This window comes from Megasphaera sp. NM10, assembly GCF_000417505.1.
Lineage (GTDB): Bacteria > Bacillota > Negativicutes > Veillonellales > Megasphaeraceae > Megasphaera > Megasphaera intestinihominis.
In genome coordinates this window covers 24,694-41,174 of sequence record NZ_APHY01000027.1, presented here as the reverse complement: position 1 = coordinate 41,174, position 16,481 = coordinate 24,694, and the positions used below count along the sequence as shown (strand labels likewise).

The following is a 16,481-nucleotide window of genomic DNA, read 5'->3' as shown; positions in this document are numbered from 1 at the left end:
CAAAAGAGGCTGTCGTACTAAGACAGCCTCTTTTTAGTTGATAGTTTGTAGTTTTTAGTTTGTAGTGAATGGCTAAAAATTTACCCCTCATCTACTACAAACTACAAACTTTATACTACATAGCGATTACGCCAGTACTTCCAACAGGCAGTCACCGCTGATGATGGCCTGGCCTTTGGTGGCGTAGATTTCACCGACTGTGCCGTCGATAGGCGACGTGATGGTCGTTTCCATCTTCATGGCTTCGGTAACGACTAAGGGTTCGCCTTTCTTGACTTTCTGGCCCTTGGTGACCAGGACTTTGACGACAGACCCGGACAGGGTTGCGCCGATGTCACCGGCTTTGTCGGGGTCAGCCTTGCGGCGGGTGACGGTCTTCATGTCGACGCTCTTATCCTGGACCTGGATTTCGCGTTCCGCACCGTTGAACATGAAGGTAATCGTGCGGACACCACTGTCATCGGGATCGCTGATGTTGATGAGGGTGATGATGAGGTCCTTCCCTTCTTCGATTTCAACGTGGACTTCTTCGTTCTTCTTCATGCCGAAGAAGAAGGTCGGCGTATCGAGGACGCTGACATCGCCGTATTTCTTGACCGTTTCGTTGAAGTCCTTGAAGACTTTCGGATACTGGCAGTACGCGTTGATGTCTTCGTCTTCGTGTTTGTAACCGGCATCGGTCAATTTCTTGCGGATCGCTTCGAAATCGACAGGAGCCAGGCTCTTGCCCGGGCGTTCCGTAAGGGGTTTCTTGCCTTTCAGGACGATCTTCTGGAGTTTTTCCGGGAAGCCCTGATAAGGGATACCGATGCGGCCTTCAAAGAATTCGACGACAGACTGCGGGAAGTCGAGGACGTCGCCTTTATCGTAGACATCCTGTTCCGTCAGGTTGTTCTGGACCATGAACAAGGTCATGTCGCCGACTACTTTCGACGACGGCGTAACTTTGATGATGTCGCCGAACATCATGCTGACCGTGTGGTACATCTTCTTGATTTCGTTCCAGCGGTCGCCGAGGCCGACGGCTTTGGCCTGCTGGCGCAGGTTGGAGAACTGGCCGCCCGGCATTTCATGCTGGTAGACTTCCGTGTTCGGATACGCATCGGCTTTGTCGACGCCCTTATAGTACGGACGGACAGTAGCCCAGTAACGGGACATTTCTTCCATGGCATCGACGTCGAGGTCGGGCTGGCGGTCCTTGCCGCTCAAAGCGTAGTACAAGGTGCTCATGCTCGGCTGGCTCGTGCCGCCGGCAAAGGCGGAATAAGCGACGTCGACGATGTCGACACCGGCGTCGATGGCGCGGTCATACGTGCAGATGGCGTTGCCCGAACCGTCGTGCGTATGGAGATGGATAGGCAGGTCGACGGCATCTTTCAGGGCCGATACCAGGCGGTAAGCGGCTTCCGGTTTCAAGAGGCCGGCCATATCCTTGATGGCGATGATATTGGCGCCGGCATTCTGCAATTCCTTGGCCATGTTGACATAGTATTTCAGATCGTATTTATCGCGGGCCGGGTCGAGGATATCGCCAGTGTAGCAGAGGGCGACTTCGGCGAGCTTATTGTTTTCGCGGACGGCCTGGATCGTGCCATACATGTTGTCCAGGCTGTTGAGGCTGTCGAAGACGCGGAAGACGTCGATGCCGTTCTTGGCCGACAGGTCGATGAAGTTCTTGACGACGTTGTCGGGATAGCTTGTATAGCCGACGGCATTGGCACCGCGGACGAGCATCTGCAAGAGGATGTTCGGCGCTTTCTTGCGCATCTGGTGCAGGCGGACCCACGGGTCTTCATAGAGGAAGCGGTAGGCTACGTCGAAGGTTGCGCCGCCCCAGCATTCATAGGAGAAGAGGTTCGGCAATTTCTTGGAAGCCGCTTCCAGGACGCGGAGCATATCGATGGAGCGGACGCGCGTCGCGAACAGGGACTGATGGGCGTCACGCATGGTCGTATCGGTAAAGAAGACTTTCTTCTGGTCTTTGATCCACTGGGAGAATTTTTCCGGTCCCATGGCATCGAATTTCTGCTTCGTCCCATCCGGATACGGGCCGGCAACAGGCGTCGGCAGTTCCAGGGCTTCAAATTCCGGTTTGTCCTGATGGCCGGCGTCGGCATAACCGTTGATGGTCGTATTGCCAATGTATTTGAGGAGCTTCGTGCCGCGGTCCTGGACGACGGGCAGGTTGAACAGTTCCGGATGGTCGTCGATGAAGTTGACGTTATACGTACCGGCGATGAATTCCGGACTCTTGAGGACGTTGATCAAGAAGCCGATGTTGGTCTTGACGCCGCGGATACGGAATTCCTTGAGGACGCGGAGCATCTTTTCAGCTGCTTCCTTATGGGTCCGGCCATAAGTCGTCGTCTTGACCAGCAGTGAATCGTAGTACGGCGTGATGATGGCGCCGGTGTAGGCATTGCCGCTGTCGAGGCGGACGCCAAAGCCGCCGCCGCTGCGGTATACCATGATCTTGCCCGAATCAGGCATGAAGTTGTTCATCGGGTCTTCCGTCGTGATACGGCACTGGATGGCGTCGCCCAGGCAGCGGACGTCGTCCTGGGACTTGATGCCGATTTCGTCGCTGTCGAGGGCGTAGCCTTCGGCGACTTTGATCTGGGTCTGGACGATGTCAATGCCCGTGATCATTTCCGTAACGGTATGTTCGACCTGTACGCGCGGGTTGACTTCGATGAAGTAGAATTCGCCGTCCGGCGTAACCAGGAATTCGACCGTCCCGGCGTTGACGTAATGGACGTTCTTCATCAATTTCAGGGCAGCGTTGCAGATTTTCTGACGCAGTTCGACAGGCAGGGCCGAAGCCGGAGCCGTTTCGACGACTTTCTGATGACGGCGCTGGATGGAGCAGTCCCGTTCAAAGAGATGGATGACATTGCCGTGTTCGTCGCCCATGATCTGGACTTCGACGTGTTTCGGATTGACAATGCATTTTTCCAAATAAATTTCATCGTTGCCAAAAGCCAGTTTCGCTTCCGATTTCGCGCGGTCGTAGGCATCGCGGAGATCAGCCATGCGGTCGACCATACGCATACCGCGGCCGCCGCCGCCGTTGACAGCTTTCAGCATGATCGGGAAGCCGACCTGTTTAGCGAATTTTTCGACTTCTGCATAATTCATGACCGGGCCGTCGCTGCCAGGGATGTACTGGATACCGGCCTTCTTCGCCTGGATACGGGCATTGATCTTATCGCCGAACATGATGAGGTGTTCAACTTTAGGACCGATGAAGATAATGCCTTCTTCTTCACAGCGTTTGGCCAGGTCCGCATTTTCAGACAAGAAGCCGTAGCCCGGATGGATGGCATCGACGTCATGTTCATGAGCAATGCGGATAATATCTTCAATGTCTAAATATGCATCTACCGGTTTTTTGCCTTCACCGACGAGATACGATTCATCTGCACGGAAACGGTGCAGGGATAACGAATCTTCTTTGGAATAAATAGCTACAGTACGGATTCCCAGTTCATTACAAGCCCGGAAAACACGAATAGCGATTTCCCCGCGGTTGGCAACTAAAACCGAACGAATTTTTTTCATGAAAATACCCTCCTGCTTAGAAAAATTAAGTCAAGACCGGTAAACGCACAGATGTCCACTCCCATACATTCACCGCTTTCTTCATTATAACAAAATAAGAAAACATTACAAGGGACGGCGCACTTTGTCTTTATAAAAATACTGTATACAAGTCATGTTTCTCCGCCCTTTTCCCCGTTTCCCCGGCTTCTGCCGTTTATCGCCCTCATGATGATGATTGTTCCTTCATATAAGACAATCATGGGAACGGCAATACAGGTCTGCGTAAACATATCCGTCGTCGGCGACACGACACCGGCAAAGATGAAGGCCAGGATAACGAAGACGCGGCGCTTGCCCTTCAGCATGGCCACCGTCACCAGGCCCAGGCGGGACAGGACCAGCAGGACCAAAGGCAGTTCAAAGCCCAGGGCAAAGGGCAGGAGGAAAGCGATAAAAAAGGATAAATATGCCGACAAAGAAAACATAGGCTGCAACGACACCGTGGCAAAGTCCATGAAGAACTGGACCGCTGCCGGCAGGACAAAGAAAAAGGCAAAGGCCGATCCGCCATAGAAGAGAAGCAGCGCCGACGGGATGAACCACAAGGCCGTCTTCACTTCCCCGCCGCGCAGGGCAGGCCGCAGGAAGCGCCAGAACTCGAAGCAGTGGATGGGCAGGGTCCCGATGAAACCGGCAAAGGCGGCGATCTCTATATAAGAAAAAAAAGACTTCTGCCGGATTGAGGAAATACAATTTCCCGGCAGGAGCCGAAATGACGGCGATAATATCTTCAGCATATATATAGGAAATAATACTGCCCACCAGCCAGGCCACGAGGCAGACGATGATGCGCCGCCGCAATTCCTCCAGATGGAAAGTAATAGGAGCTCGTTCTTCAGACATGGGATTTTCCTTTCAGGTGTATAAAAGGGCTTGTCGTATGACGACAAGCCCTTTTAAGTTGGTAGTAGTTAGTTGTTAGTGGTTAGCGGATGGCTTTAAATTTAAACCTTTCTCTGCAAACTACAAACTCTGTACTACAAACTAATCATACATAATGTACGCGCGACGGGTCGTAGCGGTCTTCGCGGGGTTTTTCTTCGGCCGTAGCCTGAGGATAGCCCATGGCGACGATGGCGAACGGGGTCAGGCCCTGGGGAACGCCGAGGGACCGGCGGACGAGGACTTCGCGGGCCTTATACGGGGCGACGCCGAGCCATACGGCACCGAGGTCGAGGTGTACTGCTTCGAGCAGGATGTTTTCGACAGCTGCGCTGAGGTCGAGGTTGATGAAAGCCGGAAAACGCATGTTTTCATCGCGGGAACAGACGACGATGGCCAAGGAAGCACCGGCAGCACAGCCGGCATAAGGACTGCAGTGGGACAGGTCCTGGATGACCCGTTTGTCGCGGACGACGTAGAATTCCCAGGGCTGCTGGTTCCCAGCCGAAGGAGCGGCCATAGCGGCACGCAGTAACTGTTCTATCTTTTCATCTTCTACCATGGTCGGTAAAAATTTACGGATACTGCGTCTGGCAAAGATTTCGTTCATGTGAATCGACTCCCTCCTATAATCATATATCTATCTCATTATAACATATATAGATAGAAAGAAAAAGAAGTTGTATAGGCTTCCATCACGAATGATGAAAAAGAGGCTTGCCGCTATGCGACAAGCCTCTTTGCTTGGTGCCGAGGGAGGGACTTGAACCCTCACGGTGTTACCCGCCTGATTTTGAGTCAGGTGCGTCTGCCATTCCGCCACCCCGGCATATCTCTTGTGCCCGGCACATGGTGTTTCAGTGCTTGGCACAAGAAGAATTATACCATAACTAACGGAATCGTCAAGTATTTTTTTTGAAAATTTTTACGACTTAATGGCCAGCCGGTACTTTTTCTTCCGAATCTTTGGCTACGACCATTTCTTCTTCTTTCAAATGAGCGAAGTATTTCTTCGTTTCGGCTACAACGACGCCAGACAGGCCGATGAGGGCGATGAGGTTCGGGATAGCCATGAGGCCGTTGACGATATCAGCCAGGACCCAGATGACGTCGAGTTTGATGAAAGCGCCGCAGGCGACGAGGGCGATGAAGATGATGCGGTACGGCATGATACCTTTGACGCCGACGAGGTATTCGACGCAGCGTTCACCGTAGTAGTTCCAGCCGAGGATGGTCGTGAAGGCGAACAAGGTCAGGCCGACGCAGAGGATGATGCTGCCGTAGGTCGGGAAAGCCATGGTGAAAGCCGCATTGGTCAGGGCTGCGCCGTTGACATCGCCCATCCAGGCACCGCTGACGACCAGGACCAAACCGGTCAAAGTGCAGATGATGATGGTGTCGATGAAGGTACCGGTCATGGAAATGAGGCCCTGTTCAGCCGGCCATTTCGTTTTGGCAGCAGCAGCTACGATAGGTGCACTGCCCAGGCCCGATTCATTGGAGAAGACGCCGCGGGCAACGCCGTTGCGCATAGCAACCAATACCGTGGCACCGAGGAAGCCGCCAGCTGCAGCCGTCGGTGTGAAGGCGCTGACGATGATCTGTTCAACAGCAGCCGGGATCTGGTCGGCAAAGACGACGAGGAAAGCGACCGTAGAAACGACATAGATGACAGCCATGGCCGGGACGATTTTGGAAGCGACGCGGGCGATGGACTGGAGGCCGCCGATGGTGATGGCAGCGACGAGGATAGTCAATACGATGGCCGTGTATTCGACGGGGATGCTCGTCGTCAGGCGCGTGATTTCAACGATGGAATTGACCTGCGCGAAAGTCCCGATGCCGAAGAAGGCGACGAGGACGCCGAAGAAGGCGAACAAGAAAGCCAAGGGCTTATATTTCTTGCCCAGGCCGTTTTCGATGTAGTACATCGGGCCGCCGGCAATATCGCCGTTCTTGTCGACCGTGCGATATTTGACGGCCAGACAGCCTTCGGCGTATTTCGTGGCCATGCCGACGAAAGCGGCCATCCACATCCAGAAGATAGCGCCCGGGCCGCCGGCATGGACGGCCGTAGCGACACCGACGATGTTGCCTGTCCCGACCGTAGCGGCCAGGGCCGTGCACAGGGCCTTGAAGCTGTCTACGTCGCCTTCGCCCTGGTTCTTGGCCGTGAAGATGAGCTTCAGCGCTCTCGGCAGGCGGAAGACCTGGAGCAAATGGAGGCGGACAGTCAGCATCAGGCCGGTGCCGATGAGCAGCACCAGCAAGGGCGGACCCCAGACAAAACTATCAATGGCATTCAACGTTTCTAACATCTTTCATACTCCCCTTTTGTTATGGTAATTATAACGACATGAAAAAAGACCTATCATCATCACTCTGAAGATAGGTCCTAAGGGTCGCAGAAAAAGAAAGGTCGTTCTGCCAGCTCTGTCCTTTTGCCTGAGAGATTAGGAATCGCTTCCTTGCACCTTCGGCGCCCAAACGGGACTCTCCAGAGTTGTGTCCACACACGGTCCCACCCCTTTGCGGGGGCACCTGAGAGTTTGACTCCGTCGGTAGGCATTGCCTTCTCCCGTGTGTTTCGTTCACGCAATATGTATGATGTGATTGTTATTATAAACCGGCTTCTTAAAAAATGCAAGCCCTTTACGGAAATTTGTCCGTATTCAGCGAACTTTCTTTATAAATCTGTGTCAGAAAAGGCGTACGGCAGGAGCTGATCCATCGTGACGACGCACCATTCCCCTTTCAGGTTGGCCATGATGACCTTGGGGATATGGAATTCGGCCATGACCTGCCGGCAGGCGCCGCAGGGCGAACAGGGGCCGGGCGTATCGGCGACGATGGCAATAGCCGTAAAGTCCCGCTCCCCTTCGGATACGGCCTTGAAGATAGCCGTCCGTTCGGCACAGTTGCCCAGGGGATAACTGGAATTCTCGATATTGCAGCCGCCATAGACCTTCCCCGACGCGGCCAGGACGGCGGCGCCGACGGGAAAATGAGAATACGGGCTGTACGAATGAGCGCGGTAGGCTTTCGCTTTTTCTATGAGTTCTTCATCAGTCATAGTGACAGACATCCTTTTAAGTGGTCCATGACCCGGTCGGCCGTCTGCTGCCATTTGAGCGGCGTCAGGGCGATATGACCCTGGCGGATGCAGGCGACATCGCTGTCGTCGGGAGCCGTCGTCATGTCGATATCGCCGACGATACGATAGCAGACGCTGCCGTCGAGGTCGCGTTTCTCAGCGATGACATTGTGGTAAATCTGGACCGTCTGGGGCACGACGCGGACGTTGTCCAGGCTGACAGCCCCTTCTGGCGGCACGTTGATGTTGGCGATGCCCGGGAAGCGGCCTTTGACGACGAGCTTCTGGACCAGGTCCCAGACGAGGTGGGCCGTCTGAGCGCAGCGTTCATCGGTCATGCCCAGCATGGATACGGCAAAGGCCGGCAGGCCGTAATACGGCCCTTCCATGGCCGCCGACACGGTCCCGGAATAGAGGACGTCGCTGCCCAGGTTATAGCCGTCGTTGATGCCGGAAATGATGAGGTCCGGTTTATCTTCTTTGAGGAAATATTCCATAGCCATCTTGACGCAGTCCACAGGCGTACCGGATACGGCGATTTCCCGGATTCCCTGTACCGTCGATTCGTCGCGGCAGTAGAGGGCCTTGTTGATGGTCATGGAATGAGACGCCGCACTGCGCTGGCCATTGGGCGCAACGACAGTCAGGCGGCAGTCATGAGATGCCAGTTCCCGTTTTAGCGTCTGAAGACCCGGCGCTTTCAATCCGTCATCATTGGTCAACAAAATATGCATAGTCTATCTCCTTACTTCTTATTTTCTTTACGCAATAAGGCCGCGCTTTCATAAGACAGGGCCCGCGTGTGCAGGGTGTGGCTCCATTTCATCTTGTGCCGGTCTTTGAAACCGAGGAAGTTGACAGGGATCCAGCTGTACATGAAAATCGGATAAATAATGAGGTATGCCCATGATTTCGGCGGCACCTTGATCTGCAAGAGGACGATGACCGGAATGAGGTACTGGCCGACGCCGATGATGGTCCAAATCTGGACGGGCACGATGGCATTGAGGATATTCGTATAGAAGGGCAGGTACGAATTAATCGAAGCCAGGACGGCGTAAATGGTCGAAGCCATCATGAAAAATGGCTGGGACAAGGTGACGATGCCGTCGAGCATGCGGATGTTGCCGGTCTTGATACCCCGGGCGAAGAGCTTGGGAATGAAGCGTTCGCCGCAGTCACACTGGCCCTGGGCCCAACGCTTGCGCTGGCGGCAGGACTGCATGAAGCCGACGACCTTTTCGTCGTAAATGATGGCATCATGGGCCCAGCAGGTGCGGACGCCTTCGAGGAGGACTTTCATGGAAAATTCCATGTCTTCCGTCAGGCAGTCACAGCCCCAGCCGTACTTGCGGACGATTTCCGTGGCGATGCACATGCCCGTGCCGCCCAGGGCCGTAGACAAGCCGATGTTGTACTTGGCCAGGTGCCACATGTGGTTGATGAGCCAGAAGGCGATGGAAAAGGTGCCGGCAATCCACGAGTCCGTCGGATTCTTGGAATCCATATAGCCCTGGATGACCTTTTCCCCCTTGCAGAGGTGGTTGTTCATTTCCCGCAGGAATTCCGGATGGACCAGGTTGTCCGCATCGAAGACGACGAAGGCGTCATACTGCTTCTCCTGGGCCAGCATCTGCGAGAACATCCAGTCCAGGGCATAGCCCTTGCCGACCTGTTCCTTGTTGGTCCGCACCTTGACGATGGCCCCGTGCTCGCGGCAGATGTCGGCCGTATGGTCCGTGCAGTTGTCGGCGACGACGTAGATGTCGTACATATCCTTCGGATAGTGGAGCTGTTTCAGATTGTCGATGAGCTGCCAGACGACTTTTTCTTCATTATGCGCGCAAATAACGGCAGCGAAGGTATTCTTAGGCGCTACCGTAATGCGTTCCCGCCGCTTCATGAGGCCGAAGCAGGCGAGGATGAAATAATAGAGGGAATAAAAAACGATGATGACCTGTATGGGTATCATGATGATATCCAAGATGTGTTCCATATGCGACTCTCCCTAAAGACTTAGCGAGCAGCTGCGACGTTCATGGCCGTATTGACTAACCCGAAGACGATATACAGTAAGAAAGGCATGGTGATGATCAGATGGAAGTCGACGAAGACCAGGACCAGAACGCCGAAGATGAGGGAAATGGCCAGGGCCGATTTGTGGAGCACGTCCGGGCTGGCCCCTTTGAAATCGGGGTTATGGACCTTGCTGACCAGATGGTAGCCCAGGAGGACGACGAAGATGGCCAGCAGCCATGCCGGCAGGACGGCGCCGGAAATGACGTACGTCGCAATGAGGCAGCCGCCATTAGGAATCGGCATCCCCTGGAAATAGCCGTGGATGACGCCGGTGTTGAGGTTGAACCGGGCCAGGCGGATACCGCCGAGAGCGGCGTAGATGATGGCCGGGATGGCGCCGATCCAGCCCAGGGACTGGAGTGAATAAGAATAGATCAGGAAAGCCGAAGCGGCCCCAAAGGATACGACGTCGGATAAGGAGTCGAGTTCCTTGCCGAAATCACCGGCGACACCAAGGGCGCGGGCCGAGCGGCCGTCGCAGGCGTCGCAGACCATGGCCAGCAGGATGCAGACACCGGCCCAGGTATAGAGCCCGTGGAGGGTCATAATCATACTCAGGACCCCGAAGCTGAGGTTTCCTGACGTAAACAAACATGGTATTACATTTTTCATTAAACTATCCTCCCTATGACGGATTTACCAGCACGGACCTTCTGGCCCTTCTTGACGGTGATTTCCACATTGTCGCGGACATAGATTTCTGCACACGACCCGAATTTGATCATGCCGTAGAGCTGGCCGTGCTGCAGTTCATCGCCCAAGGTGACCCAGGAGACGATGCGCCGCGCCAGGATGCCGGCAATGATGGTGACCAGGATATCCGTATGGGCTGAATGGATGCCGATGGAATAGCGTTCATTTTCATAGCCGACGCCTTCTTTATAAGCCGGACGGAAGCGGCCGCACGTATACTGCTGGAAATCAATGGTCCCCGGCAGCGGTGCCCGGTTGACATGGGCATCGAAGATGGACAGGAAAATGATGATTTTCCGGCACTTCTGGTTGAGATAGGCATCTTCTTCCACTTCTTCGACGCCGACGACAGTCCCGTCAGCCGGCGACACCAGGAGATGGTCGTCTGTCGGCATGGTCCGGCTGGGGTTGCGGAAGAAATAGGTGAAATACGCAGCCAGCAGCAGCAGCGGAACCACGGCGTAGGCATTGATGAAATAGCCTGCTGCCACAGCCAGTAACAGAGGCACGATAATGAAGGGGTATCCGTCTTCTACGATATAAGGTTTGTTCAAGACATCACTTTTCAACTCATCACCTCATCACTTAGGCCGGCCGCCCAGCTTGACAGCCGCGACGAATTTCGGCAGCGCCAGCATGCGTTTGAACCGCGTCGGCTCCTTCAACAGGCGATAGAGCCATTCCAGGCGGTTGTCCTGCATCCATTTCGGAGCCCGGCCGGCTTTGCCAGCCAGGACGTCGAAGGTCCCGCCGACGCCCATACAGACGCAGGGGCCGAGTTCGTAGAGATGCTCAGATATCCATTTTTCCTGTTTCGGCACGCCGAGGGCGACCAAGAGGATGCGCGTCCCCTTGCTGCGGATATCTTCAATGATACCCTGTTCTTCGTCAGCCGAAAAGAATCCCGAATGAGTCCCGACGATGTTCAGGGACCCCAGTTGCTGCTGCACATTGGCCGCAGCCTGTTCGGCAATGCCCGGGGCACCGCCAAAGAGGTAGACAGCCGTTTGGCGTGCGGCTGCTTCTTGGAGCAGACTGCACGCCAAATCGACACCTGTCACGCGTTCTTTAAATTTCTTGCCCTGCTGTTCTGCAGCCCACAGGACGCCGGCCCCATCGGGAACTACCAGGTCGGCATGCTGGAGGATATGGGCCAGTTCGCGGTCCGTCTGGGCCCGCATGACCATTTCTGCATTGGCCGTCGCAATGGAAGCGGCCCGGCCTTCGTCGATGCACTTAAAGGCCAGGTTCCGGGCTTCTTCCATAGTGACGTTCCATATGGGGATGGACAAGATATCGATTGTACTAATCAACGTATCCCTCCGCCCTGCTTAGTTTACGCTGTAGTTCGGAGCTTCTTTCGTGATGTTGACATCGTGAGGATGGCTTTCACGAAGACCGGCTGCGGTGATCTGGATGAACTGCGTATTTTCAATCATTTCTTTAATGTTGTGGCAGCCACAGTAGCCCATGGATGCGCGGAGACCGCCGACCATCTGGTAAATCGTGTCAGCTGCCGGTCCTTTGTACGGTACACGGCCTTCGATGCCTTCGGGGACGAGCTTCTTGGCATCTTCCTGGAAGTAACGGTCCTTACTGCCACATTCCATAGCGGCCAGGGAACCCATGCCGCGGTATTCTTTGTAGCTGCGGCCCTGATAGATGACCGTTTCGCCCGGGCTTTCTTCCGTGCCGGCCAGGAGGTTGCCCATCATGACGACGTTGCCGCCGGCAGCGATGGCTTTGGCCATATCACCGGAATATTTGATGCCGCCGTCGGCGATGATGGGGATACCATAGCGCTGAGCGACTTTAGCACATTCATAGACGGCCGTGATCTGCGGTACGCCGATACCAGCGACGATACGGGTCGTGCAGATGGAGCCAGGGCCGATGCCGACTTTGACGGCGTCGACGCCGCATTCGATGAGGGCTTCCGTAGCGGCACCCGTAGCGACGTTGCCGGCGATGACCGGGAGATGCGGGTACATCTTCTTGATTTCTTTCAGCGTATTGAGGACGCCCAGGGAATGGCCGTGAGCCGTATCGATGACGACGACGTCGACTTTGGCAGCGACGAGAGCGTCGAGACGGTCGGTCATGTCATGGGTTACGCCGACAGCAGCAGCGACCAGGAGACGGCCGTTGCCATCTTTGGCAGAATTCGGGTATTTTGTAGCCTTTTCGATATCCTTGATGGTGATGAGGCCCTGGAGGTTGCCTTCTTTATCGACAAGGGGTAATTTTTCAATGCGGTGCTTGCGGAGAATTTCTTTGGCTTCTGCCAGGGACGTGCCGACAGGAGCAGTGATCAGGTTTTCTTTGGTCATGATGTCACCGATGCGGCGGCTCATGTCTTCTTCAAAGCGTATATCGCGGTTGGTGATGATGCCGACGAGTTTGCCGTCGACCGTGATAGGTACGCCGGAGATGCGGTATTTGCCCATTAATTCATTGGCATCGGCCAGGAGATTATCGGGATGAAGGAAAATCGGGTCGATGATGATGCCGTGTTCCGACCGCTTTACTTTGTCGACTTCCCGCGCCTGGGCGGCAATGGACATGTTCTTATGAATAACGCCGATGCCGCCTTCGCGGGCTACGGCAATAGCCATAGGAGCTTCTGTAACGGTATCCATACCAGAGCTCATAATAGGAATATTCAGTTTGATATCGCGCGTCAGGTTCGTCGAAATGTCGACTTCCTTCGGGAGTACGTCCGATTTTGCCGGAACCAGGAGAACGTCATCAAATGTCAAACCTCTCATACCAAATTTATCAGATCTCATATTTGCACCTCTGTTTTGAAAAATATAAGAAACTAAGGGGAAATACCCCTAAATAGCTTATCCCCTATTATAACTGAAATCAGCTCTTATGTACATATATTACAGCAAATTTCTATCAGTTATTTAAAAGGCCGGCAAAAGTATGGCCAAAGCGTCTCTTTAATGCCGCTTCTGCTTTCCCCAGGTCTTCGTGGCCCAGCCACCATTGCCGGGCCGCATCGCGGGCCGCCGCCAGGAGAGGTACGTCGTTTATAATATCGGCAGCTTTCAAATCGGGCAGGCCATGCTGCATATAGCCGAAGAGCTGTCCCGAACCGCGCAGGAGCAGGTCTTTTTCAGCCAGCGTGAAGCCGTCGTGTATCTGTTCCATCCATTTCAGGCGCTGCCGCGTCTCATCGCTGCCGCCTTTGGCCATGAGGATGCAATAGGCCTGCAGATCGCCGCGGCCGACGCGGCCCCGCAGCTGGTGGAGCTGGGCCAGGCCGAAGCGTTCGGCGCCGTCGATGAATATGACCGTCGCATTGGGGACGTTGACGCCGACTTCGATGACGCTCGTCGCGACCAGGAGCTGGATATCCCCTTTCTGAAAGGCCTCCATGACGGCTTCTTTCTCTTTGCCGGCCATACGGCCGTGGACGAGGCCGCACGTGCGCTTTTTGAAGACGCGGGACCGCAGTTCTTCGTAGAGGTCCGTCGCCGCCTGTAAATCGACGCTTTCCGAGGCCTCGACGAGGGGACAGACGACGTAGCACTGCTGGCCCTGGGCCATGAGCTTGTCCATGAAGATATAGACCCGCCGGCGCAGGGCTTCGCCGACGGCATAGGTCTTGACCCGTTTCCGCCCTGGCGGCAGCTCGCGGATGGACGACACGTCGAGGTCGCCGTAGAGGGACAAGGTCAGCGTCCGGGGAATGGGCGTGGCCGTCATGAACAGGGCATGTGGCTCCTTCCCCTTTTGTTCCAGCGCCGACCGCTGGCGGACGCCGAAGCGGTGCTGTTCGTCCGTGACGACCAGGCCCAGGCAGCGGAAGGCCACGTCGTCCTGTATCAGGGCGTGAGTCCCGATGAGGATGTCGATGCGCCCCTGGGCCAGTTCTTCCAGGAGCTGCTGCCGTTCCTTAGCCGTCGTCCTGCCCGTCAGCAAGGCGATGCGGACGTCCAGGCCCTGAAAGAGGCGGCAGAATTCTTCATAGTGCTGAGCCGCCAGGATGCCCGTCGGCGCCATGAGGGCCCCTTGATAGCCGTTCTCTACGATCTTGGCCAGGGCCAGGGCGGCGACGACGGTCTTGCCGGAGCCGACATCGCCCTGGACCAGACGCTGCATGGGCACTTCGCTCTCCATATCGGCCTGGATATCGAGGAAGGCCTGGGTCTGGCCTTTCGTCAGGGTAAAGGGCAGGTGGTCATAGAAGGCCTTGAGCAGATGGCCGTTAGGGCCGCATTTGATGCCCTGGCGCTTGCCTTCATGGCGCCGGCGCAGGAGCAGGCCGAGCTGCATGTCGAAGAGCTCTTCAAAGGCCAGCTGGCGCCGGGCCTGTTCCCGTTTCTCCATAGAATCAGGGAAATGTATCTGCTCATAGGCTTCGAGCGTCGACATGGCGGCAAAAGGCGACTGACGGCAGCCGTCCCAGCCGGGCAGGATGTCCGGATGTTCCCTGGCCAGGTCCAGGGCCTGGCGCACGGCCTTGCGGATATCCTGCTGGCGCAGGCCGTCGGTCAGGCCGTAGACGGGGACGAAGCCATCGCCGCCAGCCCGCCCTTCTTCCGTATCGGGCGTATTCATCTGGCGGCGGCCGTAAGCCCATTCCATCTTGCCGAAAGCCGTCAGGGTCAGGCCGACATGGAACTGGCGTTTCTTGAAGGCCTGATTGAACCAGACCAGTTCGGCCGCCCCCGTGCCGTCGCTGACCATGACCTTCAAGATGGAGAGGCCCCGGCGGGGCCGCATTTCCTGGACAGAGGCCACGGTCCCGCAGACCAGGACGGCTTTCCCCGTCCCGCACGGCGCCTGGCCGATGGGCCAGATGTGGCTGCGGTCTTCATAATCGCGGGGCATATATTGTAATAAATCGGACACCGTCGTCAGATGGAGCCGGGCAAACAGGGCTTCTTTGCGCGGTCCGATGCCTTTTAAATCGCGAATGGAAAAATTCATACCAAAAACTCCTTGTCAAATATTCGTTTTTATTGTATCATATTTCGTAGGCTTTTTTAAAAAATAAAACTTGCTTTGCCTAATAATCTGTGATAAGATTTATATGTTGTACTGTGATGGTGCAGGGAGGTGTAACCAATGGCAAACTTTTGCGAAATCTGTGGTAAAGGAACAATGAGCGGCATGAATGTCAGCCATTCCCACTTGAAAACGAAAAAAACCTGGAAACCGAATATCCAGCGTGTCCGCGCTGTCGTCGACGGCGAAGTAAAACGAGTTAATGTTTGCACTCGTTGCCTTCGTTCCGGTAAAGTCCAGCGTGATGTTTAAGGATGATAAAAAAGAGGCTGTCACATTAAGACAGCCTCTTTTTTAGTTTAAAGTTTGTAGTTTTTAGTTTGCAGTGAATGTTTAAAAATTTAAAGCTGTCATCTGCAAACTACAAACTCCGTACTACAAACTACAAAGAGAAAGGGACCTCGCATGATAGAATAAACCTTCATGCGACAGTCCCTTTTTTCGTGGTTCGTAGCTCGTAGGGGGCGCCACGTGGGCGACCCGTTGGGAATTTGTGTGATTTCCCCAACGAAATGAACGGGGAATCGCACATATCCTGGAGCGGGCTCGCCACGTGCGAGCCCCTACATGCATATGTATTTTGCCAGGCGGGCCGCCCGGTCTTCGATGCCGGCGTTCCGGAGGATGCTCTTGGGGTCGTTGGCCGTTTCGATGAGGGCGAAGTACGGCGGCAGGATGAAGTTCTTGTTGCAGTTCATGGCGTCCAGTATCTGTTCGGCCACGATGTCGCCGCCGCTGTAGCCGGAGACGACCAGGGCGTAAACTTCCTTATTGGCAAAGGCCGCCTCTTCCTTGCGGAACAGGGCCGTCAGCCTGTTGAAGAAGGCCGTGATGTTGGCGCTGACGGCGTCGTTGTAGTTCGGGCAGACCAGGACGATGACGTCGCCCTGGCGCACAGCGGGATAGACTTTTTCGACCATGACGCCGCCGTAGAAGCAGTCCCCTTTTTCGCCGAAGTGGAGGCACGTTTCGTAGCTGCAGCCCCGGCAGTCGACGACGCTGCCGTTGCGCAGGGAAATCTCCGTGACCTTCGCCTTCCCCTGCAGATGGCAGCGGACCATCTCCCAGAGGAGGAGCGTATTCGACGTGCGGCGGCTGCTGGCGTGGA

The 16,481-nt window shown here is 55.3% G+C and carries 14 protein-coding genes, 1 tRNA gene, 1 pseudogene and 1 riboswitch; of the genes and pseudogenes, 1 reads left to right on the top strand and 15 read right to left on the bottom strand.

Annotated elements, in window-relative coordinates; translation table 11 throughout:
* Window positions 1-126 precede the first annotated feature (126 nt).
* From NM10_RS05905 to recG, 14 genes and pseudogenes are all read right to left on the bottom strand, one after another.
* Window positions 127-3,561 carry a pyruvate carboxylase gene (locus tag NM10_RS05905; protein ID WP_020310685.1) on the bottom strand — a complete coding sequence of 1,145 codons (3,435 nt, stop codon included), beginning with the start codon at window positions 3,559-3,561 and terminating at the stop codon, window positions 127-129.
* 152 nt (window positions 3,562-3,713) lie between these two features.
* On the bottom strand, window positions 3,714-4,340 hold the full coding sequence (tatC, locus tag NM10_RS05900) for a twin-arginine translocase subunit TatC (RefSeq protein ID WP_020310684.1): 627 nt from the start codon (window positions 4,338-4,340) through the stop codon (window positions 3,714-3,716).
* A pseudogene (locus NM10_RS14995) lies at window positions 4,339-4,446 on the bottom strand (twin-arginine translocase subunit TatC); the annotation flags it as partial. The gene tatC and the pseudogene NM10_RS14995, both read right to left, overlap by 2 nt.
* 145 nt (window positions 4,447-4,591) lie before the next feature.
* Window positions 4,592-5,095, bottom strand: a complete 504-nt coding sequence (locus NM10_RS05895) for a nitroreductase family protein (protein ID WP_020310683.1) — start codon at window positions 5,093-5,095, stop codon at window positions 4,592-4,594.
* A gap of 135 nt (window positions 5,096-5,230) precedes the next feature.
* Window positions 5,231-5,314, bottom strand: a tRNA-Leu gene (locus tag NM10_RS05890).
* A 103-nt stretch (window positions 5,315-5,417) separates the two neighbouring features.
* The gene (locus NM10_RS05885) at window positions 5,418-6,803 is read right to left on the bottom strand and encodes an alanine/glycine:cation symporter family protein (RefSeq protein ID WP_020310682.1); all 1,386 of its coding nucleotides are present in this window, start codon (window positions 6,801-6,803) and stop codon (window positions 5,418-5,420) included.
* 105 nt (window positions 6,804-6,908) lie between these two features.
* Window positions 6,909-6,996: riboswitch (glycine riboswitch) on the bottom strand.
* A 175-nt stretch (window positions 6,997-7,171) separates the two neighbouring features.
* Entirely contained in the window at window positions 7,172-7,558 is a 387-nt protein-coding gene (locus tag NM10_RS05880; protein ID WP_020310681.1) for a cytidine deaminase, read from the bottom strand.
* Entirely contained in the window at window positions 7,555-8,313 is a 759-nt protein-coding gene (gene surE, locus NM10_RS05875; RefSeq protein WP_020310680.1) for a 5'/3'-nucleotidase SurE, read from the bottom strand. Before surE ends, NM10_RS05880 begins: the two co-directional genes overlap by 4 nt.
* A gap of 11 nt (window positions 8,314-8,324) precedes the next feature.
* On the bottom strand, window positions 8,325-9,575 hold the full coding sequence (locus NM10_RS05870) for a glycosyltransferase family 2 protein (protein WP_020310679.1): 1,251 nt from the start codon (window positions 9,573-9,575) through the stop codon (window positions 8,325-8,327).
* A 20-nt stretch (window positions 9,576-9,595) separates the two neighbouring features.
* Window positions 9,596-10,270, bottom strand: a complete 675-nt coding sequence (locus NM10_RS05865) for a CDP-alcohol phosphatidyltransferase family protein (RefSeq protein WP_020310678.1) — start codon at window positions 10,268-10,270, stop codon at window positions 9,596-9,598.
* Complete coding sequence (locus NM10_RS05860) at window positions 10,270-10,920, bottom strand: phosphatidylserine decarboxylase (RefSeq protein WP_020310677.1); 651 nt, start codon at window positions 10,918-10,920, stop codon at window positions 10,270-10,272. The genes NM10_RS05865 and NM10_RS05860 overlap by 1 nt, the downstream gene beginning before the upstream one ends.
* Window positions 10,921-10,932: 12 nt before the next feature.
* The gene (locus NM10_RS05855) at window positions 10,933-11,664 is read right to left on the bottom strand and encodes a WecB/TagA/CpsF family glycosyltransferase (protein WP_036200951.1); all 732 of its coding nucleotides are present in this window, start codon (window positions 11,662-11,664) and stop codon (window positions 10,933-10,935) included.
* An 18-nt stretch (window positions 11,665-11,682) separates the two neighbouring features.
* Entirely contained in the window at window positions 11,683-13,140 is a 1,458-nt protein-coding gene (gene guaB, locus NM10_RS05850; RefSeq protein ID WP_020310675.1) for an IMP dehydrogenase, read from the bottom strand.
* A gap of 115 nt (window positions 13,141-13,255) precedes the next feature.
* Window positions 13,256-15,295, bottom strand: a complete 2,040-nt coding sequence (gene recG / locus NM10_RS05845) for an ATP-dependent DNA helicase RecG (RefSeq protein ID WP_020310674.1) — start codon at window positions 15,293-15,295, stop codon at window positions 13,256-13,258.
* 138 nt (window positions 15,296-15,433) lie between these two features.
* Between recG and rpmB the strand changes: the two genes are divergently transcribed.
* Window positions 15,434-15,625 (top strand): 50S ribosomal protein L28, encoded by a 192-nt coding sequence (rpmB, locus tag NM10_RS13285; RefSeq protein WP_014014995.1) that lies wholly within the window; start codon window positions 15,434-15,436, stop codon window positions 15,623-15,625.
* Window positions 15,626-15,936: 311 nt separating this feature from the next.
* Here the strand turns inward: rpmB and NM10_RS14520 are convergent, their stop codons facing one another.
* Complete coding sequence (locus NM10_RS14520; RefSeq protein ID WP_020310673.1) at window positions 15,937-16,434, bottom strand: flavodoxin family protein; 498 nt, start codon at window positions 16,432-16,434, stop codon at window positions 15,937-15,939.
* Between the last annotated feature and the right edge of the window lie 47 nt (window positions 16,435-16,481).

What these genes read in the sequence shown, in the direction of transcription:
- NM10_RS05905 (WP_020310685.1), bottom strand. Translation starts at nt 3,561, where the DNA reads ATGAAAAAAATTCGTTCGGTTTTAGTTGCCAACCGCGGGGAAATCGCT.
- tatC (WP_020310684.1), bottom strand. Translation starts at nt 4,340, where the DNA reads ATGCTGAAGATATTATCGCCGTCATTTCGGCTCCTGCCGGGAAATTGT.
- NM10_RS05895 (WP_020310683.1), bottom strand. Translation starts at nt 5,095, where the DNA reads ATGAACGAAATCTTTGCCAGACGCAGTATCCGTAAATTTTTACCGACC.
- NM10_RS05885 (WP_020310682.1), bottom strand. Translation starts at nt 6,803, where the DNA reads ATGTTAGAAACGTTGAATGCCATTGATAGTTTTGTCTGGGGTCCGCCC.
- NM10_RS05880 (WP_020310681.1), bottom strand. Translation starts at nt 7,558, where the DNA reads ATGACTGATGAAGAACTCATAGAAAAAGCGAAAGCCTACCGCGCTCAT.
- surE (WP_020310680.1), bottom strand. Translation starts at nt 8,313, where the DNA reads ATGCATATTTTGTTGACCAATGATGACGGATTGAAAGCGCCGGGTCTT.
- NM10_RS05870 (WP_020310679.1), bottom strand. Translation starts at nt 9,575, where the DNA reads ATGGAACACATCTTGGATATCATCATGATACCCATACAGGTCATCATC.
- NM10_RS05865 (WP_020310678.1), bottom strand. Translation starts at nt 10,270, where the DNA reads ATGAAAAATGTAATACCATGTTTGTTTACGTCAGGAAACCTCAGCTTC.
- guaB (WP_020310675.1), bottom strand. Translation starts at nt 13,140, where the DNA reads ATGAGATCTGATAAATTTGGTATGAGAGGTTTGACATTTGATGACGTT.
- recG (WP_020310674.1), bottom strand. Translation starts at nt 15,295, where the DNA reads ATGAATTTTTCCATTCGCGATTTAAAAGGCATCGGACCGCGCAAAGAA.
- rpmB (WP_014014995.1), top strand. Translation starts at nt 15,434, where the DNA reads ATGGCAAACTTTTGCGAAATCTGTGGTAAAGGAACAATGAGCGGCATG.
- NM10_RS14520 (WP_020310673.1), bottom strand. Translation starts at nt 16,434, where the DNA reads ATGGTCCGCTGCCATCTGCAGGGGAAGGCGAAGGTCACGGAGATTTCC.